Annotated in this window: 25 protein-coding genes; 16 read left to right on the forward strand and 9 right to left on the reverse strand. The window is 42.6% G+C overall.

Features of this window, described 5'->3' with window-relative positions; all coding sequences use genetic code 11:
- Positions 1-135 precede the first annotated feature (135 nt).
- From ACKWCA_RS10580 to ACKWCA_RS10590, 3 genes are all read left to right on the forward strand, one after another.
- Positions 136-3,528 carry a ThuA domain-containing protein gene (locus ACKWCA_RS10580; protein ID WP_413978167.1) on the forward strand — a complete coding sequence of 1,131 codons (3,393 nt, stop codon included), beginning with the start codon at positions 136-138 and terminating at the stop codon, positions 3,526-3,528.
- A gap of 141 nt (positions 3,529-3,669) precedes the next feature.
- Positions 3,670-4,173: a M23 family metallopeptidase gene (locus ACKWCA_RS10585; RefSeq protein WP_413978168.1), complete on the forward strand. Its 504-nt coding sequence runs from the start codon at positions 3,670-3,672 to the stop codon at positions 4,171-4,173.
- Positions 4,174-4,303: 130 nt separating this feature from the next.
- The gene (locus ACKWCA_RS10590; protein WP_413978169.1) at positions 4,304-4,606 is read left to right on the forward strand and encodes a hypothetical protein; all 303 of its coding nucleotides are present in this window, start codon (positions 4,304-4,306) and stop codon (positions 4,604-4,606) included.
- On the opposite strand, the gene ACKWCA_RS10595 is transcribed toward ACKWCA_RS10590, so the two are convergent.
- The 5 genes from ACKWCA_RS10595 to ACKWCA_RS10615 form a co-directional block, all read right to left on the reverse strand.
- Positions 4,600-5,244 carry an NIPSNAP family protein gene (locus ACKWCA_RS10595; RefSeq protein ID WP_413978170.1) on the reverse strand — a complete coding sequence of 215 codons (645 nt, stop codon included), beginning with the start codon at positions 5,242-5,244 and terminating at the stop codon, positions 4,600-4,602. The two genes, ACKWCA_RS10590 and ACKWCA_RS10595, sit on opposite strands and share 7 nt — an antisense overlap.
- Complete coding sequence (locus ACKWCA_RS10600) at positions 5,210-5,374, reverse strand: hypothetical protein (RefSeq protein ID WP_413978171.1); 165 nt, start codon at positions 5,372-5,374, stop codon at positions 5,210-5,212. Before ACKWCA_RS10600 ends, ACKWCA_RS10595 begins: the two co-directional genes overlap by 35 nt.
- Positions 5,375-5,386: 12 nt before the next feature.
- Positions 5,387-5,842 carry a GNAT family N-acetyltransferase gene (locus ACKWCA_RS10605; RefSeq protein ID WP_413978172.1) on the reverse strand — a complete coding sequence of 152 codons (456 nt, stop codon included), beginning with the start codon at positions 5,840-5,842 and terminating at the stop codon, positions 5,387-5,389.
- A gap of 9 nt (positions 5,843-5,851) precedes the next feature.
- Positions 5,852-6,763: a bifunctional metallophosphatase/5'-nucleotidase gene (locus ACKWCA_RS10610; RefSeq protein WP_413978173.1), complete on the reverse strand. Its 912-nt coding sequence runs from the start codon at positions 6,761-6,763 to the stop codon at positions 5,852-5,854.
- Between the two features lie 111 nt (positions 6,764-6,874).
- Complete coding sequence (locus ACKWCA_RS10615; RefSeq protein ID WP_413978174.1) at positions 6,875-7,639, reverse strand: 5'-nucleotidase C-terminal domain-containing protein; 765 nt, start codon at positions 7,637-7,639, stop codon at positions 6,875-6,877.
- A gap of 67 nt (positions 7,640-7,706) precedes the next feature.
- Between ACKWCA_RS10615 and ACKWCA_RS10620 the strand changes: the two genes are divergently transcribed.
- The 13 genes from ACKWCA_RS10620 (at position 7,707) to ACKWCA_RS10680 (ending at position 20,188) form a co-directional block, all read left to right on the forward strand.
- The gene (locus ACKWCA_RS10620; protein WP_413978175.1) at positions 7,707-8,240 is read left to right on the forward strand and encodes a DUF6913 domain-containing protein; all 534 of its coding nucleotides are present in this window, start codon (positions 7,707-7,709) and stop codon (positions 8,238-8,240) included.
- Entirely contained in the window at positions 8,240-9,130 is an 891-nt protein-coding gene (dapA, locus tag ACKWCA_RS10625) for a 4-hydroxy-tetrahydrodipicolinate synthase (RefSeq protein ID WP_413978176.1), read from the forward strand. Before ACKWCA_RS10620 ends, dapA begins: the two co-directional genes overlap by 1 nt.
- A 123-nt stretch (positions 9,131-9,253) precedes the next feature.
- The gene (locus ACKWCA_RS10630) at positions 9,254-10,102 is read left to right on the forward strand and encodes an outer membrane protein assembly factor BamD (protein WP_413978177.1); all 849 of its coding nucleotides are present in this window, start codon (positions 9,254-9,256) and stop codon (positions 10,100-10,102) included.
- Between the two features lie 11 nt (positions 10,103-10,113).
- Complete coding sequence (locus tag ACKWCA_RS10635; RefSeq protein ID WP_413978178.1) at positions 10,114-10,446, forward strand: DNA-directed RNA polymerase subunit omega; 333 nt, start codon at positions 10,114-10,116, stop codon at positions 10,444-10,446.
- Positions 10,447-10,449: 3 nt separating this feature from the next.
- Positions 10,450-11,655 (forward strand): bifunctional phosphopantothenoylcysteine decarboxylase/phosphopantothenate--cysteine ligase CoaBC, encoded by a 1,206-nt coding sequence (gene coaBC / locus ACKWCA_RS10640; protein ID WP_413978179.1) that lies wholly within the window; start codon positions 10,450-10,452, stop codon positions 11,653-11,655.
- Complete coding sequence (porD, locus tag ACKWCA_RS10645; RefSeq protein WP_413978180.1) at positions 11,648-12,535, forward strand: type IX secretion system protein PorD; 888 nt, start codon at positions 11,648-11,650, stop codon at positions 12,533-12,535. Before coaBC ends, porD begins: the two co-directional genes overlap by 8 nt.
- A gap of 48 nt (positions 12,536-12,583) precedes the next feature.
- Complete coding sequence (recN, locus tag ACKWCA_RS10650) at positions 12,584-14,236, forward strand: DNA repair protein RecN (RefSeq protein ID WP_413978181.1); 1,653 nt, start codon at positions 12,584-12,586, stop codon at positions 14,234-14,236.
- Between the two features lie 144 nt (positions 14,237-14,380).
- Positions 14,381-15,193: an enoyl-ACP reductase FabI gene (locus ACKWCA_RS10655; protein WP_413978182.1), complete on the forward strand. Its 813-nt coding sequence runs from the start codon at positions 14,381-14,383 to the stop codon at positions 15,191-15,193.
- 43 nt (positions 15,194-15,236) lie between these two features.
- Positions 15,237-16,238: a glycosyltransferase family 2 protein gene (locus ACKWCA_RS10660; protein WP_413978183.1), complete on the forward strand. Its 1,002-nt coding sequence runs from the start codon at positions 15,237-15,239 to the stop codon at positions 16,236-16,238.
- Between the two features lie 100 nt (positions 16,239-16,338).
- Positions 16,339-17,226 carry a CdaR family protein gene (locus ACKWCA_RS10665; RefSeq protein WP_413978184.1) on the forward strand — a complete coding sequence of 296 codons (888 nt, stop codon included), beginning with the start codon at positions 16,339-16,341 and terminating at the stop codon, positions 17,224-17,226.
- On the forward strand, positions 17,226-17,807 hold the full coding sequence (gene coaE / locus ACKWCA_RS10670) for a dephospho-CoA kinase (RefSeq protein WP_413978185.1): 582 nt from the start codon (positions 17,226-17,228) through the stop codon (positions 17,805-17,807). Before ACKWCA_RS10665 ends, coaE begins: the two co-directional genes overlap by 1 nt.
- 120 nt (positions 17,808-17,927) lie before the next feature.
- Positions 17,928-19,475, forward strand: a complete 1,548-nt coding sequence (locus tag ACKWCA_RS10675; protein ID WP_413978186.1) for a sensor histidine kinase — start codon at positions 17,928-17,930, stop codon at positions 19,473-19,475.
- 5 nt (positions 19,476-19,480) lie between these two features.
- A complete protein-coding gene (locus tag ACKWCA_RS10680) occupies positions 19,481-20,188 on the forward strand; it encodes a response regulator transcription factor (RefSeq protein WP_413978187.1) in 708 nt (235 codons plus the stop codon).
- A gap of 39 nt (positions 20,189-20,227) precedes the next feature.
- Here the strand turns inward: ACKWCA_RS10680 and ACKWCA_RS10685 are convergent, their stop codons facing one another.
- Genes ACKWCA_RS10685 through ACKWCA_RS10700 form a run of 4 tightly spaced genes read right to left on the reverse strand, consistent with a single transcriptional unit; the run spans position 20,228 to position 23,861 of the window.
- Entirely contained in the window at positions 20,228-20,731 is a 504-nt protein-coding gene (locus ACKWCA_RS10685) for a gluconokinase (protein WP_413978188.1), read from the reverse strand.
- Positions 20,728-21,645 (reverse strand): tRNA (adenosine(37)-N6)-dimethylallyltransferase MiaA, encoded by a 918-nt coding sequence (gene miaA, locus ACKWCA_RS10690; protein WP_413978189.1) that lies wholly within the window; start codon positions 21,643-21,645, stop codon positions 20,728-20,730. The genes ACKWCA_RS10685 and miaA overlap by 4 nt, the downstream gene beginning before the upstream one ends.
- Positions 21,645-22,487 carry an ion transporter gene (locus ACKWCA_RS10695; RefSeq protein ID WP_413978190.1) on the reverse strand — a complete coding sequence of 281 codons (843 nt, stop codon included), beginning with the start codon at positions 22,485-22,487 and terminating at the stop codon, positions 21,645-21,647. The genes miaA and ACKWCA_RS10695 overlap by 1 nt, the downstream gene beginning before the upstream one ends.
- Positions 22,488-23,861 carry an exonuclease domain-containing protein gene (locus tag ACKWCA_RS10700; protein WP_413978899.1) on the reverse strand — a complete coding sequence of 458 codons (1,374 nt, stop codon included), beginning with the start codon at positions 23,859-23,861 and terminating at the stop codon, positions 22,488-22,490. It lies immediately after the preceding gene.
- Between the last annotated feature and the right edge of the window lie 17 nt (positions 23,862-23,878).

Consider the following 23,878-nt stretch of genomic DNA (forward strand, 5'->3'; position numbering starts at 1 on the left):
TTTGAGGGCTTATGCTTATTTTAGAAGTTTGACTTACAGAAACAACAAATTTCCAATAACATAACCTGTGCCGATACGTGTTTCAGTTGGTATGGGAGTAAAAAAAGGGGAAACCTTATGCATAGAAAAGTATCCATGAAAAAATCGACGTTTTTACTAGTACTCATTTTCGGACTTGCAATGATCGGTTGCAATGATAGCACAAGACCAGGGAAACCAAAAGTTTTGGTCTTCTCAAAAACAATGGGTTTCAAACATGCCTCGATTCCGGCAGGAATAGAAGCGATACAAAAGCTTGGTGTCGAGAACGGATTTGAAGTAGATACTACCAAAAATGCGGAATTGTTCACCGAAGAAAACTTGAAGAAGTATTCGAGTATCATCTTTTTGAGCACTACAATGAATGTACTCGACCATAAGCAAGAGGCGGCCTTTGAACGTTATATTCAAGCGGGAGGGGGGTATGTTGGCATTCATGCCGCTGCCGATTGTGAATATGATTGGGGCTGGTATAACAAATTGGTCGGGGCACAATTTTTAAGCCACCCCGCTGGGCAACCTGAAGCTGACTTTATTATAAAGGATAATACCTTCATTGCTACACAACACTTCACGGATTCAGTTTGGCATCGTGCGGACGAAATCTACAATTACAAAAGAATAAACCCTGATGTCAATGTTTTGATGACGGTTGATGAATCGACCTATGAAGGTGGAGAGAATGGCGATTACCATCCGTTTGCTTGGTACCACGAGTTTGACGGAGGCCGCGCATTTTACACGGGGGCAGGACATACCGATGAAAGTTACCAAGAAGAAAAATTCTTGAAGCATATTCTCGGTGGTATTCAGTATGCCATAGGTGATAACCTAGAGTTGGATTATACCAAAGTTACCTCTCAGATTCCGCCGGATGTCGATCGTTTTTCAAAAATAGTTTTGAGTGAAGGCAAATTTTTCGAACCTACGGAGATGACCATTCTCCCAAACAATGATGTGCTTATTGCACAACGCAGAGGTGAACTATTGCGTTACAATGCGGAGACCCAAGAATTAAAGGAGATTGCTAAGTTGGATGTGTATCATAAGACGTTGAACAATCCTGATGCGAATGCCGAAGAAGGGTTCATGGGCTTGCAAAAAGACCCTAATTACAGTGAAAATAATTGGGTATACGCTTTTTATGCCCCGACCGGAGCAGAAGAAGTCAACCGGTTGTCGCGTTTCAAGTATAAAGATGGGGTTTGGGATATGGATTCCGAACAGAAAATACTTGATGTCGCCTCCGATCGAGAAATCTGTTGCCATACAGGAGGCTCCATTGCTTTTGGTGGAGATGAGTTGCTCTATCTCTCTACGGGTGACAACTCTACACCTTTTAATGAAAAGGGGGCCAAATATGTCAATGAGGGCTATGCACCGCTCAATGATCTTCCTGGAAAAAAACAATATGACGCGCGACGCTCTTCTGGGAATACCAATGATTTGAGAGGTAAAATTCTAAGAATCAAGGTCAATGAAGATGGCAGTTATGCTATTCCCGAGGGCAATTTATTCCCGGAAGGAACCGCAAAGACCCGTCCTGAGATTTATACGATGGGACATCGCAACCCATATCGCATTTCCGTCGATTCCAAAAGAGGGTATGTCTATTGGGGAGATGTGGGCCCTGATGCCCGAGAGGATAAACTAGAGACGCGTGGTCCAAAAGGCTATGATGAAATGAACCAAGCACGTCAGGCAGGTAACTTTGGTTGGCCTTTGTTCATAGGCGACAATAAACCCTATGTGGACTATGACTATGCCACTGGTGAAAGCGGAATCACTTTCGATCCCGAAAAACCGATCAATGATTCTAAAAACAATACCGGGTTACGTGAATTACCACCGGCACAATCGGCCTATGCGTTTTATCCCTACGCGGAGACCTCTGAATTTCCACAGGTCAGCGCCGGAGGTAGAAATGCCATGGCAGGCCCAACCTACTATTCCGATCAATATCCCAATGGGGGTGGATTGCCGAGCTATTACGATGGGAAAGTCATTGTGTACGACTGGATGCGAGGTTGGATGATGGCCGTACACCTCTTTGAAGATGGAAGTTTTAATAAAATGGAACCGTTTTCTTCTGACATCAAAGTTAATAACCTGATCGATATGGAGATGGCGCCTGATGGGCGCATGTACCTTTTGGAATATGGAAGTGGATGGTTCAGTCAAAATGACGATTCAGCATTAAGTTATGTCGAATTCAACGGCGGAAACCGTCCTCCGGTTATCGATCACATGATCGTTGACAAAACCTCAGGAAAGTTACCCTTATCGGTTACGGCCAAAGTAACGGCAGTAGATCGAGAAAATGATACGGTGACCTATATATGGAATTTAGGAAATGGTGAGACCAAGGAAACTTCGGAGCCGGAAATAGCGTATACCTATGCGGACGCAGGGGAGTATAAGATTTCGGTTGAAGTCAAAGATGCCCGTGGAGAAGCTGCTATGAGTGAGTCGACGTCCGTTGTAGCGGGTAACTCTAGACCAGAAGTAGCAATTGCTATTACCGGGGGCAATTCTTCCTTTTTCGTACCAGGACAGCCGGTCAACTATAAGGTCACGGTGACCGATGCCGAAAGTACCTCCATAGACCCTTCCAATATTTTTGTTTCCGTAGATTATTTGGAAGGTATGGACAAGGTAGCCATGTCATTAGGGCATCAGCAGGTTTCGGCCGTGGTAACGGGGAAAGCCATGACCCTTGCGATGGACTGTAAAACCTGTCACAAGGAGGCGGAGGCGTCCATTGGACCCAATTATACCGATGTTGCCAAAAAATATAAAGATGATGAGAATGCTATTCCTTATCTACAAAAGAAGATCAAGGAAGGTGGCTCAGGAGTCTGGGGTGATGTGATGATGGCTGCCCACCCGAATATTACGGCAGATGAAACACGTCAGATCGCTACCTATATTTTATCTCTGGCGGGTGATGTGAACAAGAAACCCTCTTTACCACCAACTGGATCGGTAGTGGCAGAGGCTGCTAAACCTGGTAATTTAATGGTGTTGACGGCAAGTTATACCGATGTCGGTGCCGAAGGTTCCGTACCCTTGACGGGATCCACCTCTGTAGCCCTCTCGAGTAATACGGTTTTGTGTGATCCTGCCATGAAAACCGAAGGTATGCAAGCGGTAGCGTTCAATGGAATGGATCTGTTCTTATTGGCTAAAAAAGATGGATGGGTTCAATTTGGTGAAATCGATCTGACCGGAGTGAAGGCGGTCATCGCTGCAGCAGGTTGGCAAGAAGCGCCAAAAGTCGCTTATGATTTTGAAGTGAGGGCAGGAGGTCCTGATGGAAAGGTCTTGGGTAAAGGTAGACTGAACCCTGCACCCGGCACCCCGGGAGGCGCCGCAGTCATACCATTGACCGATACCGTTGACGGTAAAACCGATCTGTATATGACGTATGCCGTGGAGGAAGGGAAAGAGCCTGCACAGATCGCATTGGTCAATACGACCTTTAACTAATGAGATGATATGAATTTAGGTATAAGCATCCGGCCTAGTCGGATGCTTTTTTTATTTTAGGGTATTATGATCACCAATACGACGAGACGATTTTGGTATACTTTGTTGATGTCGCTTGCCTTTTTCATACGTAACCGCGGCATGCGCAAGTGGTTTTGGATTCCACTGGTGATTATCGGCATCGGATTTCTTCTTCCGCAGCATATGATTATCCCCGTTGAGAATGCGACTACCAATAGCTGGAGTGAGAAATCGTTTTGGGCCTATCCTTGGGGCAGTTCCATTACCCATAAGGGAATTGACATCTTTGCTCCAAAAGGTACGGCTGTGATTGCGGCTACGAACGGTATTGTCATTTATACCCATGAGGGCGGAAAGGGAGGTAAATCGGTAATGGTATTGGGACCCAAATGGCGTTTTCATTACTACGCGCATTTAGATGAGATCAAAACGTTTACTTTCAAACCGTTAGGTCGTGGTGCTGTCTTAGGAACTGTTGGCGATACAGGGAACGCAAAGGGAAAACCCCCACATCTGCATTATGCGATAACCACGCCTTTCCCTTATCCAAATCTGTATGATGAAGTTTCGGTCCAGGGATGGAAACGCATGTTTTATTTAAACCCCGACATTTGGTTGCGCTGAGTACAAGACTATTATTGATAACCACGGGTTTCAAACCAGAGTATATCGAGTAAGCCGTCTTTTGGCTCAAAGATGGTTTTATCATATTACAATTACCTTTGTGAAAGAAGTTGAGCCAAAACTGTATTATATGAACGTAATAACTTCGTATTCGGAATTTGAAGAAACCTTAATTGATGACGAACCGAACGTCAAATGGCCCGAAGCTCTAAAAGCGATGTGGTATGACGCGAATGGAAATTGGGCAGCTTCTCACGATATTGCCCAAGAAATGCATACTAGACTAGGTAGTTGGATACATGCATACCTACACAGAAAAGAAGGGGATGAGTGGAATGCCGGATATTGGTATCGGCAGGCGAACCAGCCGTTTCCGAAAATGACATTGGCCCAAGAACATCGTGAAATCACTGATTTTATACTAAATCAATAGTCCGAGTATTCCGTGGGATATAAAAGTCTGGTATCATTACGGGAGACCGTGTTTTGGTATTTGGGCATGACTTTGAGTTTGGACCAAGTGGGGGAGTCGACAAAATTCTTCCAATTGGCATCTCTCGTTTCTTGATCTTTATGTGTAGTCATGTACATCAGATTGGGCATTTGACTGCCGGATAGCACTTCTGCGTAAAAGACGGCATTAAAATCCAATTCGTCGAACAGTTGAACCTCACCGCCTGCATTGAACATGTCCACTTTTTTTCGGTACAGCGATTCCGTGGCAGCCTCGTAACTTCTTAGCTCATAAATACGGTCTTTGCGGGGCCCGTCTAACTTGGAAGGACTCATTTTCGGCATTTCCACAAAAGCCTTCATCAGTACGGATTCGATTCGACTGTACGGGGGGGCGTCATGCGGAGCTTCAAGGTAGGCCGCTCCCTTTTCCATATGGGTTCGATCTTTCATAAGCGTATCGTCCAAAAGACTGAATTGTGCCATTGAATTGAACGGTATCAAAACGTAGGTCATTTTTGGGGTTTCCGAATCTGTAGGTCTTGGTTTGAATACGCCCACGTTTTGGATGTCGAGTTTTTTTTTAAGCTGGTAAAAAGGCATCTTTGAGATAGGCATCTGTGGTCTTTTGTTGTGCTTCTGTATCAAAAGAGTAGATCTTGAGTTGATAATACTCACGTGCTTGTGAAAAACCTTGCATAATCGCCAATAAAAAAACACAACAGATAAAGGGTTTGATACGTCTCATAAGATCGAATTTTTAGAAAGATACATTTTTTTTGAAACAGACGCTGTTTTCTACGTCAGTATACGGTCCATAATTGGGGATACTCTTGTAGCCATTTTTGGTGTATAGCGCGATGGCTTCAGGTTGTCTTTTTCCGGTTTCCAATACACAGGCGGAGTTGCCTAGCTCAGCGGCCCATTTTTCAAGTTCGTGAAGCACTTTTGAAGCGATGCCCTTTCCCCGGTATTGTGGGGGCACGTACATGCGTTTGACTTCCATTACATCCGTATCGTGTTCTTTTAGTGCACCACAACCGACTGCCACTCCATCTAAATAAGCCACTACCGTCTGGTGTAGTGAATCGATACCATTGAATTGGTGATAGAAGGCATGATCCTCACCGTCACGTTGACCCAAATCAGCATCTAGTTTTGAAACGAGATGTGCAAAATCATGGTTTTTGAAATCGGTTCGGACCAAGTGTATCATAGTCATCTTTTAAACTTTTATAGAGACCCCATTTGAGCTTAGATTGGCCAAGTCGTCAAAATAAAAATCGATTCGCCCTAAATTGATTCCAAAACAACCGACCTGATTAACAAGTACCTCTTTATCGCTCTTGTTTTTAACAATAGTTGGCTTGTCCAAAAAGGTATGGGTATGACCGCCGATAATCAAATCGGTGTATTCGGTTTTTTTGGCCAGTGTGAGATCGTTGGGTTTGGTCTCGGATTCATAATCATAACCTAGGTGTGAAAGGCATATGATCACATCGCATTTTTCGTATACTTTCAACTGCTTTTCGGCATCTTGTGCCAACGCATAAGGATACATATATCGGGTCTCTTTGTACAGTTCTTTGTTGACAAGCCCTTTTAATTCAATACCGATGCCATATACCCCTATTTTGAGACCATCGAGTATGAAGACCTTGCTTCGCTGTACGTGCCCGTCCATTAGCGTATTCTTGAAATCATAATTGGCACACAGTAAGTCGAAATTAGCATGCGGAAGCTGGGCATACAGGCCATCTACCCCGTTATCAAAATCATGGTTGCCGATTGTCGCCGCATCATAGTTGAGCATACTCATCAATTTAAATTCCAGTTCCCCGCCATAAAAATTGAAATAGGGGGTACCCTGAAAGTAATCGCCAGCGTCAAAAAGGAGCGTATTCGGGTTTTCCTTCCGAATAGAATCGACCAAAGCGGCCCGTCTAGCAAGTCCACCTAAATTAGGGTACAATGAATGGTCTTTCGGAAAGGCATCGATATGACTGTGCACATCATTGGTGTGTAAAATGGTGATATGCTTTTCGTTTCCGACGGAACAAGAACCAAGGGATAGTCCCCCTAGACCTGTTAAGGCGGTAGCCGCCGTAGTATTTTTGATGAAATTCCTTCTTTTCATTTACTCTGTAATCGAAATTAATAGGTCTTGACGCTAAGCTGTCCTGCAGGGTGCGACGATTTGATGCTTTTACTTTATTTCAAATGCTTTAAGAGCGTGTTCCAAGATTGTTTACTTCAGTTTTATAAAACGGTCATCAACAGATGCCTTAAGCGTATCCACCTTTCGAAAATAGTCGATCATGGCGTTACGGATAAGGTAGTTTAGATTATGGACGGTTTCCGCCTCTTTAAAGAATACCATATCGTCTCCACCTGAAACCAAATAATCCGAAGTGGCTACACGGTATTTTCTATCCGTATCCAATGGCTTTCCTCCAATTCGTATGGACTTGATCGTTCCTGATGACCCTAGTACAATTTGCATTCCGGCAATCGGGTGGGCCCTTCCAGAGGCACTCAAGAATTCCGCCAATTCCATAATGGCGTTACCGTCCATGGTAACAACGGCTATGGAGTTCTCAAAAGGCATGACCTCATAGGCCGTTTTGGCCGAGACATTTCCCTTGGAAATAACGGAACGTATTCCTCCGTGATTCAATACCACTAAGTCAATTTTCTTTCCGGTCCGCGATTTGAATATGGGACTGGCTTCCGATAAGAGTATGTCGGCCATCAGGTTTCCCGCTGAGGTATTGTACGCGCCATCTTCTTTTGTAATCAGCTTAGGTGCGTAGGCCAATGTACTATCAAGCACTTCTTTGACGCGCTCGCGATAGGGGAGAATGTATGCTTCTATAGCCTCAGCTTTCGAAAGCGCGCTATCAACTGGTAGCTGGGCCGACTCAATTTTTGAAAGACCTACAGGACCTTGCCTACAGGATGTAATTAGACTTAAAGTTATAAATATAACAAAATGTTGTATTTTTAAACTCATAAATGGTACTATCTTGCATCCATAATATGCATGGATATTCTTTACATTTGTGGAAATGTAAAAATACATGTTTAAGGGGATAAAAGATAAATTTAAGTACAAATCAGGGCTTAAATTCTTGAAAGATCAATTGAAGCAACCGTTTCCCGAAGTAAAACGGAAAAAGGGTATTACGGCAATAGCGTGCCTAGTAGATTTAGACAGCTTTGAGAACGCCAATCTTTTTTATGAATTCGTAGATGAATTTTCATTGCGTCCAAATGCGGTAAAAATAATTGGCTATAAAAATTATTACGATAAGAATTCGCCATATGCCACACCTGTTTTTTCAGATAAGGACTTGGGGTGGAACGGGGCCATCGAGAATAGCTATGTGCTTGAATTCTTAAGTCGGGAATATGATTTACTTGTCAACTATTACACGGTCGACAATTTGTTGTTACAGTTGATGAGCGTAAAGACAAGGGCGAGGGTCAGAGTTGGGTTTATGGAAGTGGATGAACAATACAATGATCTGATTTTGGCGACGCCGATGAACGATTTTAAAACATTTAAACAAGAGCTTAAGAAATACTTGCGAGTTCTGAATGAAATAAACTAATGAAAGAGTTGATAGGTACGGGTGTTGCTTTGGTAACCCCATTCAAAACTGATTTCTCGATTGACACAAAAGCGTTGAAACGCATTGTCAATTATTGTATTGAAGGTGGCGTAGATTATCTTGTGGTGCTTGGTACAACAGGCGAGTCTGTCACATTGAACAAGGCCGAGAAGCAGTTGGTTATGGAGACCGTTGTGGAAGCAAACGAGGGAAGGTTGCCTTTGGTACTGGGTATTGGAGGCAATAGTACCTATCGGGTGGCGCACGAGGTACAGTCCTTTCAATCCGATGATTTCGATGCCATACTTTCGGTATCCCCATACTACAATAAGCCTACCCAAGAAGGCATTTATCAACATTTCAAGGCCATTTCCGAAGTGGCAACAAAACCGATTATCTTATACAATGTACCTGGTAGGACTGGCAGTAATATGCTCCCTGAAACAGTGATGCGCCTAGCGAACGACTTTGACAATATCGTGGGAATCAAGGAAGCTATCGGCGACATGGCCCAAGTAAAGGACATTATCGCGCAAAAACCATCTGATTTTCTGGTGATCTCCGGTGATGATGGTACCGCCCTAGAAACAGTTCTGGCCGGGGGCTCTGGCGTAATATCGGTCTTAGGGCAAGGGTTGCCTACTGAATTTTCGCAAATGATCAAAGCCGGATTGGAAAACGATAGTTCCACGGCTATTCAGTTGCATGATAAAATGAATTCGGGGATGTCCTTGATCTTCGATGAAGGGAATCCAGCAGGAATCAAATCAATTTTCGAGGTCTTGGGACTTTGTACGGCCACGGTACGATTACCTCTTGTGGAAGCGACCCCGGCATTAAAGCAGAAAATCGGTTTGTTTGTGAAACCATTCTTGGAAGTGACCGCCTAATCTTCTTTTCCTACTACGTTAAATGTTAGCTAAATATGTTGCCCTGACCAACGTAGGGGTATACTTTTGACAAGGGTGGAGCAACTATTTTTTAAATCCACCGTTTATCCGTAATTTTGCAAAATGTTTTTTAATATGCGTAGACTGTTTCCTTTACTGGCCTTAGTACTAGTTGCGGCATCCTCCTGTAGTGAGTACCAAAAGGTGCTCAAGAATACCGATGTCAAAGCGAAGTATGACTTGGCCCAAAGATACTATGAGGAGAAAGACTTTAAGCGCGCCAATAGGCTTTTCGAGCAAATCGCTCCGAAATATGTTGGCAAACCACAGGGTGAGCGGGTCATGTTCTTTCTATCGGATTCCTATTTCCAAAGAAAAGACTTTAATATGGCCGGGTATCAATTTGAGCGGTTCATCAAGTCGTATCCAAAGAGTGATAAAGTTCCGGAAGCCGCTTTCTTAGGAGCAAAGAGTTATTATGAATTATCACCCGAATACTCTTTAGATCAAACGGATACCGATAAAGCTTTGGTTAAACTTCAGGGTTTTATCAATATATATCCGGATTCCGAATACTTTGACGAAGCCAACAAAATGGCTAAGGAATTAACCACAAAAAAAGAACGAAAGGCTTTTGAGATAGCCAAGCAGTTTAATAAACTAGGTGAATTCAATTATGAACTCTTGAAGTCCGCTGTTGCGGCCGTAGATAACTTCGTGTCCGATTTTCCAGGTTCTATTTATCGGGAGGAAGCTTTTTTTATCAAAGTACAGGCCACGACCAATCTGGCGATGAACAGTTTTGAGATATTCAAGCAAGACCGCCTGAAAGCAGCAAAAGAGGCCTACGATGATTTCCGAAAGCAATATCCGGAGTCTAAGTTCGATAAAAAAGCAAACGACCTGTTAGAAAAAGTCAATAAGGAATTACAAGACTATAAAGGGGAAGAAGCTCCCAAAGAAACAAAATAAACATACTGATTATGAACATGAACGATCTAAAGAATTCAAAGGCACCTGTCTCAACGAAGACCATCAATAGAAATGAGTTCGATGAGCCTACCGACAATATCTATGAGGCGATTTCAATTGCTTCGAAAAGGGCGATTCAGATCAATTCTGAAATCAAGAAAGAACTTTTGGAAAAATTGGAAGAGTTCGCAACTTACAGCGATAGCCTAGAAGAGGTGTTCGAGAACAAGGAACAAATAGAGGTTTCCAAGTTTTACGAGAAGTTACCAAAACCACACGCATTGGCCGTGGAAGAGTGGTTGACTGACAAAATATACTATCGCAATACAGAGAAAGACGCATAGGCAATGTTGGGTGGCAAAAAAGTTCTTTTAGGTATAACCGGAGGAATCGCCGCATACAAAACTACCTTTCTTGTACGATTATTGATAAAAGCTGGCGCAGAGGTTAAAGTAATTTTGACCGATAGCGCCAGCTCTTTTGTTTCCCCGCTCACCCTCGCGACCCTTTCCAAAAACCCGGTACTATCCTCATTTATAAAGGAAGAATCAGGTGAAACAGATTGGAACAATCATGTAGAGCTCGGCTTATGGGCCGATCTCATGATTATCGCGCCCGCCACGGCCAACACGCTTTCCAAAATGGCTAATGGAGCGTGCGATAACCTTTTATTAGCGACCTACCTTTCAGCGAAATGTCCGGTCTTTTATGCTCCTGCTATGGATTTGGACATGTATAAGCACCCTTCGACCAAGGCTTCTTTCGAAAAGTTGAAGGCCTTTGGGAATCATATGATACCGGCCACTTCAGGAGAATTGGCTAGTGGACTACACGGAGAAGGTCGAATGGCAGAACCAGAAGACATTATAAACGCGGTTACCGATTTTCTGTCAGAAGGTCTTCCGCTGAGCGGAAAGAAGGTTTTGATTACCGCAGGCCCCACCTATGAGGCGATTGATCCGGTTCGTTTTATCGGAAATCACTCATCGGGCACGATGGGGTACGAACTTGCTAAGACAGCAGCCGATTTAGGGGCGTCAGTATATCTGGTTTCAGGCCCTACTTCATTGAACGTTGCCCATACGAATATCAAATTGATACGCGTGGTTTCGGCCGATGAAATGTACGAAGCGGCCCATTCATATTTTGAAGAGATAGACATTGCCATCGCTGCTGCAGCCGTTGCCGATTACCGACCCAAGACGATTGCGGGTCAAAAAATTAAAAAAGCATCCGATACCCTGTCATTGGACTTGGTGAGAAATAAAGATATTTTACGTTCGCTAGGTGAGCGGAAGCAAAATCAGTTTTTGGTCGGTTTTGCCTTGGAGACGGAAAACGAACTTGAAAATGCCAAGGGGAAGTTAAAAAGGAAGAATTTGGATGCCATTGTGTTGAACTCTTTGAATGACCTAGGAGCAGGTTTTGGAAAGGCCACGAATAAAATCACCTTTATAGACAAGAATTCCGTAATAAAAACGTTTGAACTAAAAACCAAGGCCGCCGTAGCTGCCGATATTCTATCTGAAATTTGTAGTAGAATCCATGCGTAATCTTCTCATTGTAATTTTTTGTTTCATCGGTTCCTTAATGGTACGGGCGCAAGAATTGAACTGTACCGTCACGGTCAATTCCGATCAATTGTCGCAGGGAGACCTGCCGATTTTTAAGAACTTGGAAAGGTCACTGAACGATTTTGTAAATAAAACACGCTGGAGCAATCGAACCTACAAGGAAAATGAGCTTATCAATGCGCAGATGTTCATTACGATTACCAAATACGAATCGAATCGATTCGAAGGTACTATTCAAGTTCAGTCTTTCCGTCCGGTGTTCAACACTTCGTATGAGACTTCGGTTTTTAGTTATAAGGATAACGACTTCACATTTGAGTATCTTGAATTTCAACCCCTGGTTTTCAATGAAAATGTCTATGAGTCCAATTTGATCGGGGTGATTGCCTACTATGTCAATATTATTTTAGGGATGGATGCGGATACCTTCTCTTTGGAAGGAGGAACGGAGCATTACCGTATGGCACAACAGATTACCACCCAGGCACAAGGAACCAATTATAAAGGATGGGATTCAAGTGAAAACCGAAGTCGCTTCGTACTTATCGATGATCTCATGTCGAATACCTATAGGGAGTACCGCGTGGCGATGTACAATTACCACCGAAAGGGACTGGATATCCTTGCGGATAACAACAGTACTGGAAAGCAAGTGATTTCGGGTGTGATGAAACTGTTCGAGACGATGCAAAAACGGAGGCCAAACGCCTTTTTGACCCAAACCTTTTTCGATGCGAAGAACGAGGAGATACAAAATATTTTTTCAGACGGACCCAAAGTCGATATCGTAAAGCTCAAAGAGACCCTGAACAGAGTGGCACCATATTATTCCAGTACATGGAATGATATTAAATATTGAATCCATTAGAATATCATTTATCTTTGCGGCAATCTTGAATTCGAAGTATTGCTGTCACATCTTTCCATAAAAAATTATGCACTTATCGATACCCTTGAGGTATCTTTTGACACTGGGTTCACCTGTATTACGGGAGAGACGGGGGCTGGTAAGTCCATTTTACTAGGAGCGTTATCCTTGGTCTTAGGAAAGCGGGCCGACCTGGGTGCCTTGCAAGACAAGAAGATCAAGTGTATCGTAGAGGCTGAATTTCAAGTAAAAAAATACGGTCTTCGAGCTTTCTTTGAAACCTATGATCTAGATTATGAAGAGTTGACCTTGGTACGTCGCGAAATTCTTCCCAGTGGAAAGTCAAGGGCTTTTATAAATGATACGCCGGTAACCCTTGATATCGTATCGCAATTGGGCAATCGGCTAATCGATGTGCATTCGCAACATCAAACCCTTCAATTGGGAAACAACGATTTTCAGATGAAGGTAATCGATGCGCTTGCGGAAAACACGGAAGTCTTGTCAAACTATTCCGATAATCTGAAGCAGTATAAAAAACTGGCTAGGGAGTTGGAAGAACTATTGGCGTTTCAGTCAAATGCGCATAAAGAACACGATTACAATAGCTTCTTATTGAAAGAGTTAGAAGCTACTACTTTAAAAGTCGGTTTACAAGAGGAGTTAGAGCAGCAGTATGAGCAGCTGAACAATATGGAGCGCATTATTGAATTGCTGGCCAAAGGCAATCAATTGTTGATGGACGAGCAGGTTGGTGTGCTCACCTCCCTCTCCGAGTTGAAACAGGTCTCCGCACGTTTGTCCGCTTTCGGTACTTCCTACGATGCGTTACACCAGCGAATAGCCTCTAGTTTTATTGAAATGGACGATATTTCGACCGAACTTCGGGCCCTGGTCGAACAAGCGGAAACAAATCCGCAAATGCTCGATGAAATTAGCCAAAAGCTACAGGTTTTGTTCGATTTGCATAAGAAGCATGGCACCTCGGAGATTGCCGAACTCATTGCTCTTAGAGAGGACTTATCGGAAAAAGTGGGTGTCACTGAAAATTTGGAAACTACCATCGGCCAAAAGCAAGAGCAACTAGAGCAGGCAGAACATAAGTTACAGCAGCTGGCGACCGTTTTACATGACCGTAGAAAAAAAGTCATTCCACAATTAAAGGAGCAATTGGAAACCAATCTCACGAGTTTGGGGATGCCGAATGCGACCTTTGACATTACCATTGCTGCCTCAAACGACTTTAAAGAAAATGGCAATGACGATTTGGCCTTCTTGTTTTCTGCCAACAAAGGCGCCGATTTTGGTGAATTGAAGAAGGTGGCCTCTGGAGGGGAATTGAGCCGGATCATGTTGACCATCAAATCGATTTTGGCGAAATACGAGCAGCTTCCGACCATGATGTTCGATGAAATAGATACCGGTGTTTCCGGTGAAATATCTAATAGCATTGCCGATATTATGCAGCAAATGGGAAAAAGCATGCAGGTTTTTTCCATCACACATTTGCCACAAGTAGCCTCGAAGGGCAAACAGCATTTTAAAGTATATAAGGTAGATGAAAATAATGTTACCCGCACCCGAATGAAGCCTTTGAGCGATGACGAAAGGGTAGTGGAGCTGGCTGAAATGCTCGGCGGGAAAAACCTTTCCGATTCCGCTCTGGCGCACGCCCGCCAATTATTGAATTAAGCACTAGCAGTGGCGAAAACTGGATCTGGCTCACGGGTTTGACCTGGGGCAGAAGGGATATCTTGATTTGTACTTCCCGATTTAATTTGCACATACTAATTTTTAATATCTTTGGGGCCTTAACAACTTAACGAAGTCGAGAACATGTCATACAACTTATTAAAGGGAAAAAGAGGAATCATTTTTGGAGCTCTTGATGAGCATTCAATCGCCTGGAAAACAGCGGAAAGAGTTCATGAAGAAGGAGGGACCTTTGTATTGACCAATGCTCCCGTCGCCATGCGAATGGGACAGATAAAGGTGTTGGCCGAAAAAACGGGTTCAGAGATCATACCCGCGGATGCCACAAGTCAAGAAGATTTGGAAAACTTGGTGAACAAGTCCATGGAGATTCTCGGTGGTAAGTTAGACTTTGTACTGCATTCTATCGGAATGTCAATCAACGTGCGCAAGGGGAGACACTATACTGATGAGAACTATGATTTTACTGCTAAAGGTTGGGATATTTCGGCGCTTTCCTTTCACCGTGTATTGCAAAACTTATACAAGGCCGATGCCATGAACGAATGGGGCAGTATTGTAGCCCTGACCTATATGGCGGCACAACGAACGTTTCCAGATTACAATGATATGGCCGATAACAAGGCTTATCTTGAATCGGTAGCCCGTAGCTTTGGGTACTTCTTCGGGAAAGAAAAAAAGGTGCGCGTAAATACCATTTCACAATCACCGACCGCAACTACAGCGGGATCTGGGGTAAAAGGTTTTGACGGCTTTATCAGTTATGCTGAAAAAATGTCGCCCCTAGGTAACGCCACCGCACAAGATTGTGCGGACTATACGGTATCCCTCTTTTCCGATTTGACCAAAAAAGTGACCATGCAGAATCTTTTTCACGACGGAGGATTCTCCAACACTGGGGTGAGTCAGGAAGTAATCGAACGTTTTTCAGAGTAGATGAAAACCGTCCGTTCTAGTTTTTAGGTGTATTTTTGGCCCAATGGATCGGTACTTTTCTTTTATCATTCCCGTATACAACAGACCGAATGAAATCGAGGAGCTGTTGCGAAGTTTAGCGGTTCAGACATTTTCGAAACCATTCGAAGTGGTTGTAATCGAAGATGGTTCAACTCTTCCGTCAGATGAAGTGGTCGCTGATTTCCAGGCAAAATTATCCATTACCTACCTTCAAAAACCGAATTCTGGACCAGGAGATTCAAGAAATTATGGCATGCGCCACGCCAATGGGGATTATTTTATTATTCTTGATTCTGATTGTGTACTTCCACCCAAATATTTGGAAATCGTGGATCGAGAGTTACAAAGGAGCTATGTAGATTGTTATGGAGGTCCTGATGCCGCCCACAAATCTTTTAGCTTGGTGCAAAAAGCCATCAATTATGCCATGACATCTTTTTTGACCACTGGTGGTATTCGGGGCAGTAAAAAAGCATTGGGCAAATTTCAGCCAAGAAGTTTTAACATGGGTATTTCCCATAAGGCTTTTGAAGCTACCGGGGGGTTTGGAAAAATACACCCTGGCGAAGACCCTGATTTGAGCATCCGCCTTTGGAAAAAAGGTTTTACGACCGCATTAGTTCCCGATGCATTTGTATACCACAAGCGGAGAATCGATTGGTCGAAGTTTTTCACCCAAGTTCGTAAATTCGGTACGGTACGCCCTATTTTGAACAAATGGCATCCTAAAACCGCTAAGGCTACCTACTGGTTTCCTACCATATTCTGTTCAGGCTTTATCATAGCCTTAGTGTTGTGGTATTTGGGCCTTATACTACCAGTGCTTCTATTTGTCTCTTATTTTCTATTGATTTTCCTCGATTCATTAGTAAAGAACAAGAGCATTGCCATTGCTTTGTTATCTTTACTTGCAGTGGTGATTCAGTTTGCCGGTTATGGGTTCGGATTTTTAAAGTCTTCCCTACTTCTGGCCCTTTCGCCTAAGGAGCCTCAGGAGCTTTTTCCAGAGGTGTTTTTTCAATAGCATGGAATCAATTAAGTAGCACGATTTGTTCGCGAAAATCAAAAAGGGACTAAAGAAAAGGAAAGTAAAACTCTTTTTCGTTTTTTTACTTTGTTCGTTTTTGGCATGGTTTGTAAGCAACCTGTCGGAAACGTATACGAGTGGTACGACCTTTGACCTTAATTTTACCCGTATCCCAGAAGACAAATTATTGCTGAGTGCGTCCAAAGAAAAATTAGATGTGAAGCTAGAGGCCGTCGGTTTCCAATTTTTACGTTTTAATTTCGGTAATAAAGACGTTGATATCGATCTGTCTACTGTTTCGGAGTCCGAAGGGCGTTATTTCGTAACTCCGGATCAGTTTCAACAGCAGATTGAGAAACAATTGTCAAATTCGATGCGGTTGATTCAAATTGTGGATGATACTTTGTTCTTCGAGTTTGATGCATTACTGACAAAAGAAGTACCCGTGGAACCCGATATTGAGCTCGACCTCAATCAGAACTACTTCCTTGAAGGGCAGATACGGGTAGATCCCCCAATGATAACCATTACGGGCCCCTCAAATGAAGTAGATACGATCGTCTCACTGACTACGCCTAGAATGGAATTGAACGATCTTTCGTCCGACTTCTCTCAAACTACGATAATCACGATACCCGATTCCTTGATAAATTCTACTTTCTCCCATAAGAACGTTGTGGTGAGTGGGGTGGTGGCCAAGTTTTCGGAAAAAATCATCGCTGTACCCGTTCAAGTGCTGAATTTGCCTGCTGCGATGACCATTCAGACCTTTCCAGAAGAAATAGAAATACTGTGCAAGGCCAGTGTAAGCAATTTAAAAACCATACAAAGTAGCGATTTTAGGGTGGTCGCAGATTATAAGCAGGTGACGGGAGCGAATCAAAGGCAGAAAACGCTCTCACTGACCTTACAAAAGAAACCCAGGAACGTTTTTGATGCGACCTTGGTTCAAGATAAGGTGGCGTATATATTAAAGAATAAATAATGCGGGTAGGTTTAACAGGGGGAATAGGAAGCGGTAAAACTACAGTGGCCGGTTTTTTTGTGGAATTAGGAGTGCCCGTCTATAATTCCGACAAAAGAGCGAAACGGTTGATGACCACGTCAAAAGAGGTGAAAGAGGCCATAATTTCCTTGTTGGGAAAAAAGGCCTACAAAGACAAAAAGTTAAACAAAAAGTACATTTCGAAGCGGATTTTTACGGATTCCGCTCTTTTGAAAAAAATGAATCAAATCGTTCACCCAGCTGTTGCCAAAGATTTTTTGATGTGGGAGGGAAAACAAAAAGCCCCCTATGTTGTCCAAGAAACAGCCTTGATCTTCGAAAATGACAAACAAGACTTCTATGATTTCATTGTTTTGGTTACGGCGCCCATAGAACTCAGGCTTGAGCGAGTTATCAAACGCGACGGCTCTTCGAAAAAGGAGATTTTAGACCGGCTTCAAAACCAGCTCCAAGATGATCGGAAAATACCACTTTCCGATTATGTGCTCGAGAACATTCACCTAGACGATACACGCCGTAGTGTAAAGGAGATACATAGCGCTCTCCTTGACAATAGCTAGGCATCCGCAGAAATTTTAACATTTTTGTTAAGGTTTGGTTAAACGTAGAATGTGCAAGTGCTTTAATCTTTAATTTAGCTTTAGATGAATAAGAGGTTGTTTGTTCTGTTAGTAATTTTCATGAGCCTCTCACTTATTGGAATCATCTTTGTTCAGGGGTATTGGTTTAAACAATCGGTTGAAGATAAAGAAGAACAGTTTTCCAATACGGTCACCCAGGTGTTGAATAAGGTCACTGATAAAATAGAAGCAAGGGAGCGTAAGGACTACTCTGATCGGTATTTAAGTAGAATCGATAGCATAGGCGAATTCAAAGGTTCAAACTTCACCAATTTCTTTTTTGTCAATCGAGATGTGAATTCCGATGAGATTCGGTTGTATGAACATGGAATCCTTGAGGAAAAATACAACATCGCATCTACGTTCTTTGACAATAGTAACACGACTACCGATAGTACCATAGTGAAAAATTTCACTAGCAAGCGGACCACTACGATTCTTAAAGAGGACTTTGGTCTCGATGGAAATTCATATCGGTTATCGCCCATTCAGAAATTGGAGAAAATCGGTGGGCTATCAGCCATTGAAAAGGCACAGTTCGAAGATGTATTTCGTGAAGCGGCTCAAAAGCACCCCATTCATCAACGGGTATCCAAACAAGAGATAGAACTACGATTGAACCAAGAGCTAGAGAATAGGGGTATTGATATCGAGTATGAATACGGTGTGTATAGCAATGATTTGCCAACTAAAGTAAAGTCGAAAAAGTTCAAATATGCGAAGAGGGGGCTCTTTGAAGCTCCTATTTTCAAAGATAGTGAGGGAAATTCCGATTTTTCGCTTCTCCTTTCATTTCCAAAGAAAAAGCGGTTCTTAATACAATCTATTTTAGGAATGGGGCTTTTATCCATTCTCTTTACGTTGGTTATCGTAGCTTCATATACCGGAGCGATATACCAGCTGATACGACAAAAGCAGATTTCCGAAATCAAATCGGATTTTATTAATAACATGACGCATGAGTTCAAAACGCCCATTGCGACCATTAATCTAGCGGTAGAGGCCATTCGAAATCCTAAAATAATCGGTGACACCGAAAAGGTTCAACGGTATTTGCAAATGATCCGTGACGAGAATAAACGAATGCATGCCCAAGTGGAGAACGTGTTGCGAATATCAAAATTGGAGAAGAACCAATTGGATATTAGTAAGGATAGAGTAGATGCACACGACATAATTCAAGATGCGATTGCCCATGTTGAATTGATTGTTGCTGACCGTGGGGGATATGTTGAAAAACATCTCAACGCTGGAAGGTCTGAAGTTCTGGCGAATGAAATGCATTTTACGAATGTCGTGGTAAACATTTTGGACAATGCCGTTAAGTATTCGCCTGAGGCGCCTAAAATAGATGTGTTTACTGAGTTGGCCAAGAATAATATAATAATTAAAATACAAGATCAAGGAGCTGGAATGAGCAAGGCGGTTCTTAAAAAGGTCTTTGAGAAATTTTACCGAGAACACACGGGAGATATACATAATGTAAAAGGTCACGGCTTAGGACTGGCATATGTTAAAAAAATAGTAGATGATCACCAAGGTGAGGTTTATGCAGAAAGTGAAAAAGGAAAAGGAAGCACTTTTTATATCAAACTGCCTTTAATTTAAAATTTATGGAGACGATAAACAAGAAAATACTTTTGGTAGAGGATGACCCGAACTTTGGTATTGTACTAAAGGATTATTTGTCAATGAACGATTTCGAAGTAACTCTTGCGAAGAATGGAATGGAGGGTTTTGAAAAATTCAAGAAGGATAATTTTGATATCTGTATTTTGGATGTAATGATGCCGTACAAAGACGGTTTTACCCTGGCGAAAGAAATACGTGAAAAAAATGAGAACGTTCCTATCGTTTTTCTCACCGCTAAAACCATGAAAGAAGATGTGCTGAAAGGCTACAAAGCAGGTGCCGATGACTATCTGAACAAACCGTTCGATTCTGAAGTATTGTTGATGAAATTGAAGGCCATCTTGCAACGCAAGGCTTCTAATACGCTTGCGGACAGCAGAAAATTCGAGTTCCAAATTGGAGGATTCCACTTAAATTCAAAACTCCGGTTTTTGAAATATAAAGATACCGAAGCGATTAAACTGTCTCCAAAAGAGAACGAACTCTTGCGACTATTGGCACTTCATGAAAACGATTTAATGCCTCGAGAATTGGCGCTGACCAAAATATGGAGAGATGATAACTATTTTACCTCTCGTAGTATGGACGTATATATTGCCAAACTCAGAAAGTATTTGAAAGTCGATGATACGGTCGAAATTCTGAACATCCATGGAGAAGGATTCAGATTGGTCGTAAAAACCGAATAATAGCATTTTTTTGATAACACTAAAAAGCCCTGACTTCCATCAGGGCTTTTTTAATGGTAGTTTTTTAATAATTTCCAATACAATTTCATCTGGACTTTTTTCTATGGATACGGTTATGGCATCTAAAGGAACTTCAAGCGTTTGAAACTGGGAGTCCAGTAAACCGGCCGGCATGAAATGACCTTTTCGTTCCTCTAACCTACGAAGTATTTCATCTTTGGTTCCTTTCAAATAAATGAATTCCATTTGAGGCGTCAGTGCATCGGCGATTTGGTCGCGATACGCTTTTTTCAAGGCAGAGCAGGCGATTACCGCTCCTTTCTCCCGGTACTCCTTAGCGAGTATATTCAGTCGTTGCAACCAGTCTTTTCGATCTGAATCCTCTAAAGGGATTCCCTTTGACATCTTGTCCACATTTTCGTGTGGATGATAGTCATCACCATCAAAAAAAGGAAGTCCGTATGTTGAGGCGAGTAGTTTTCCTATTGTGGATTTACCACAACCGGAGACGCCCATGACCACAAAAAGAGAAGGTTTTTTCATTTATTGTTTTCGATAATTTGTTTTTCCAGTCGATCGATAATCTTAGCGGGTTCTAGATCATAATCCACCCACAGTACATCTTCCTTTTTGCGGTACCAAGTCAATTGGCGCTTGGCAAAACGCCTGGTGTTTTTCTTGATTTCTTCCACAGCGAATTCCAAGGTGCCATGCCCATCGAAAAAGTGGAAAAGTTCTTTATACCCTACCGTTTGTAACGCATTGAGAGCCTTATGGTCGTAAAGTGATCTAGCCTCTTCCAATAAGCCTTCTTCCATCATCAGTGCCACTCTTTGATTGATGCGTTCATAGATCGTTTCACGTGGAGCCATCATACCGATAGTGGTGGTTTGAAACGTTCTTTGCGCTTTTTTCTTTTTGAGAAAACTAGAATAGGGCCGACCAGTACCGATACAGATTTCCAAAGCTCGTATAAGACGATGGGGATTGCTTATATCCACTTCTTTATAGTAATTAGGGTCGTGTTGCTGCAGTTCTTGCTGCAGGTATTCGATACCCTTCTCTTCAAACGATGTATTGAGATGTATACGTACTTCAGGATCGACTTTTGGGAACTCGTCGAGCCCGTTGATGACAGCATCCACATAGAGGCCACTGCCGCCCACCATAATGATATAGTCTTTTTCCTTAAAGATCCCTTCAATTTTTTCAATGGCCGCTCTTTCAAAATCACCAACCGTGAACGGCTCGAAAATACTTTTGTGCTGAATGAAATGATGCCTCGCCTGCTTCAGTTCTTCGGTTGAGGGTACTGCTGTTCCGATACGCATTTCCTTAAAGAACTGCCTAGAATCCGCAGATATGATTTCGGTGTCGAAATGATTTGCGAGGGCAATAGCAAGTGTGGTCTTGCCTATGGCCGTAGGGCCTATGACGGAAATTAACTTTTTACTCACTATAGTTCGCTTCCACAGTTATAACAATGTGAGGCATCGTCGCGATGCCCTTCTCTAGAACAAGAAGAACAGCTTAGCGTATTGATATGTACAATATCCGACGGACCACTGACCTTGGCCCCTTTGCTGTGCTTTGAAAACTCCACGGTCACTATACCGGTAGGAACGGCGATAATACCATATCCCAAAATCATGATTATCGTGGCGATAAATTGACCAATATCGGTTTGCGGGGCGATATCACCGTATCCCACGGTTGTTAGGGTCACAATGGTCCAGTAAATACTTCGTGGTATACTAGTAAAACCTGCTTCATTGCTTTCTATCAAATACATGACCGTTCCCATAATGACAGACAGAATAAGAACTACATAAATGAACACCGCGATTTTTGCTCGGCTCGCTTTGAGCGCTTCCTTTAGTTGAGAGGCCTCCCCAATGAATTTGACCAATTTTAGTATCCGGAAAATACGGAGCATTCGAAATACTCGAAAAGCCAATAGCACTTGCGAACCAGCGAACAGATATGATAGATATAAGGGTATTGTCGATACAAAATCGATAATACCATAAAAACTGAAAATGTAGTGAAACGGTTTCTTGATGGAAATAATTCGCAGAATGTACTCAATGGTAAAAAAGATGGTCACGATCCATTCCAAGGTCAATAGCAACTTATGATACTCGGCATCGATTTCCTTAACGCTCTCGAGCATGATAAGGATAACGCTGCACAGTATCAAGAAAATCAAAACAATGTCAAACCACTTGCCCAGAGGCGTGTCAGCTTCGTAAATGACTTCATGAATTTTAGCTTTCCAGCCTTTAGTTGCTTTTTTCAATTACTCGGATTGAAGTTCTAGAATTTTTAAAACCTTTCGCTTCCGTAGGTAAGATTCGATAATATGTTTGGTATTGGCATCACCCTTCATTGGGGTGATTAAGTTTTCTAAGATATGAATATTATTTATTTGGTGATTAAGACCATAGTACCCCATACCTTTGAAGCGACCATTTTGAATAAGAATCGCACAATATTCCCCGGTTTCCCGACCTTTATCGACGATGACTTGATTTTTGTCGCTTAAAGAATACTTTTCCGTGACCTCTAATACCCGCTCGTTGTAGGTTTCAACAGGTTCTTCATCAATACATGCCCCCAGGCACAGTTCCTCCTCATAACGGCCACATTCGTTTTTTGCCTGAGAGATTCCATTGATTTTGTCACATAGCCCATGGGCCAAACTCGCTTCGTGTAAAAAATTACGAGCGCCATGGATGCTGATGAAGGAAGTAATGAATTCGGTTTGAATCATTTCGGCGCTGCCGATATGCAAGGCCAGATACCCATTTTTATGGGAGACCTTATGCATTACATGGGAATATAAGCGAGATTTTCGCCGTTGATTGTATTTGGGGCTGTTGCGTTTTAGCTCTTCATACTCCTTTAATTGGGCTGCCAATTCGCTACCGGTTTTTTCAAAAGTGACTTTTTTCGTTTCTTTTTGAAGACGCCTTGCGCGATGCCCACTTTTTGTAAAATGTTGATTGACCCTCTTCTTGATATTACTGCTTTTTCCTAAAAAGATGATGTCTCCATCCTTGTTGTGCATATAATAAATGCCGGTCTCCGAAGGTACATTGGCTACAATGTCGAGCTGCCGTGGGGATAATTCCCCCAAGGTTTCCGCTTTGACTACCGTTTTGAGAATGGCTTTTTCAGAATCCTTATCAAGTAGTAGTTTAAAGAGTTTTAAAGTCGCCAAGGCATCTCCGTTGGCTCTATGCCGATCGCTGACCGCAATACCCAAAGATCGCACCAATTTACCCAAGCTATATGATTCGGCATCGGGCAATAGTTTTTGTGCCAATTCAACGGTACAGAGCGTTTTTCGCTCATAATTGTAACCAAGTCTTCGAAATTCGGTGCGTAGAATGCGATAGTCGAACTGGGCATTATGGGCAATGAGAACGGCCCCTTCGGTAATTTCGACAATGCGTTTGGCCACCTCATGAAACTTAGGTGCCGTCCGGAGCATTTTAGTATTGATTCCCGTAAGTTTGACTACAAAAGGTTGAATTTCCTTTTCTGGGTTGACCAGTGAGATGAATTTATCCGTCACTTGATGACCATCAAAGCGGTGTATCGCTATTTCCGTAATACCTTCTTCATTATACTTTCCTCCGGTAGTCTCAATATCCAAAACTGCGTACATCATGCTCTTTTCGTAAT

The organism is Maribacter corallii (assembly GCF_047345415.1).
GTDB lineage: Bacteria > Bacteroidota > Bacteroidia > Flavobacteriales > Flavobacteriaceae > Maribacter_C.

What these genes read in the sequence shown, in the direction of transcription:
- ACKWCA_RS10580 (WP_413978167.1), top strand. Translation starts at nt 136, where the DNA reads ATGAAAAAATCGACGTTTTTACTAGTACTCATTTTCGGACTTGCAATG.
- ACKWCA_RS10585 (WP_413978168.1), top strand. Translation starts at nt 3,670, where the DNA reads ATGCGCAAGTGGTTTTGGATTCCACTGGTGATTATCGGCATCGGATTT.
- ACKWCA_RS10590 (WP_413978169.1), top strand. Translation starts at nt 4,304, where the DNA reads ATGAACGTAATAACTTCGTATTCGGAATTTGAAGAAACCTTAATTGAT.
- ACKWCA_RS10595 (WP_413978170.1), bottom strand. Translation starts at nt 5,244, where the DNA reads ATGCCTATCTCAAAGATGCCTTTTTACCAGCTTAAAAAAAAACTCGAC.
- ACKWCA_RS10600 (WP_413978171.1), bottom strand. Translation starts at nt 5,374, where the DNA reads ATGAGACGTATCAAACCCTTTATCTGTTGTGTTTTTTTATTGGCGATT.
- ACKWCA_RS10605 (WP_413978172.1), bottom strand. Translation starts at nt 5,842, where the DNA reads ATGATACACTTGGTCCGAACCGATTTCAAAAACCATGATTTTGCACAT.
- ACKWCA_RS10610 (WP_413978173.1), bottom strand. Translation starts at nt 6,763, where the DNA reads ATGAAAAGAAGGAATTTCATCAAAAATACTACGGCGGCTACCGCCTTA.
- ACKWCA_RS10615 (WP_413978174.1), bottom strand. Translation starts at nt 7,639, where the DNA reads ATGAGTTTAAAAATACAACATTTTGTTATATTTATAACTTTAAGTCTA.
- ACKWCA_RS10620 (WP_413978175.1), top strand. Translation starts at nt 7,707, where the DNA reads ATGTTTAAGGGGATAAAAGATAAATTTAAGTACAAATCAGGGCTTAAA.
- dapA (WP_413978176.1), top strand. Translation starts at nt 8,240, where the DNA reads ATGAAAGAGTTGATAGGTACGGGTGTTGCTTTGGTAACCCCATTCAAA.
- ACKWCA_RS10630 (WP_413978177.1), top strand. Translation starts at nt 9,254, where the DNA reads ATGTTTTTTAATATGCGTAGACTGTTTCCTTTACTGGCCTTAGTACTA.
- ACKWCA_RS10635 (WP_413978178.1), top strand. Translation starts at nt 10,114, where the DNA reads ATGAACATGAACGATCTAAAGAATTCAAAGGCACCTGTCTCAACGAAG.
- coaBC (WP_413978179.1), top strand. Translation starts at nt 10,450, where the DNA reads ATGTTGGGTGGCAAAAAAGTTCTTTTAGGTATAACCGGAGGAATCGCC.
- porD (WP_413978180.1), top strand. Translation starts at nt 11,648, where the DNA reads ATGCGTAATCTTCTCATTGTAATTTTTTGTTTCATCGGTTCCTTAATG.
- ACKWCA_RS10655 (WP_413978182.1), top strand. Translation starts at nt 14,381, where the DNA reads ATGTCATACAACTTATTAAAGGGAAAAAGAGGAATCATTTTTGGAGCT.
- ACKWCA_RS10660 (WP_413978183.1), top strand. Translation starts at nt 15,237, where the DNA reads ATGGATCGGTACTTTTCTTTTATCATTCCCGTATACAACAGACCGAAT.
- coaE (WP_413978185.1), top strand. Translation starts at nt 17,226, where the DNA reads ATGCGGGTAGGTTTAACAGGGGGAATAGGAAGCGGTAAAACTACAGTG.
- ACKWCA_RS10675 (WP_413978186.1), top strand. Translation starts at nt 17,928, where the DNA reads ATGAGCCTCTCACTTATTGGAATCATCTTTGTTCAGGGGTATTGGTTT.
- ACKWCA_RS10680 (WP_413978187.1), top strand. Translation starts at nt 19,481, where the DNA reads ATGGAGACGATAAACAAGAAAATACTTTTGGTAGAGGATGACCCGAAC.
- ACKWCA_RS10685 (WP_413978188.1), bottom strand. Translation starts at nt 20,731, where the DNA reads ATGAAAAAACCTTCTCTTTTTGTGGTCATGGGCGTCTCCGGTTGTGGT.
- ACKWCA_RS10700 (WP_413978899.1), bottom strand. Translation starts at nt 23,861, where the DNA reads ATGTACGCAGTTTTGGATATTGAGACTACCGGAGGAAAGTATAATGAA.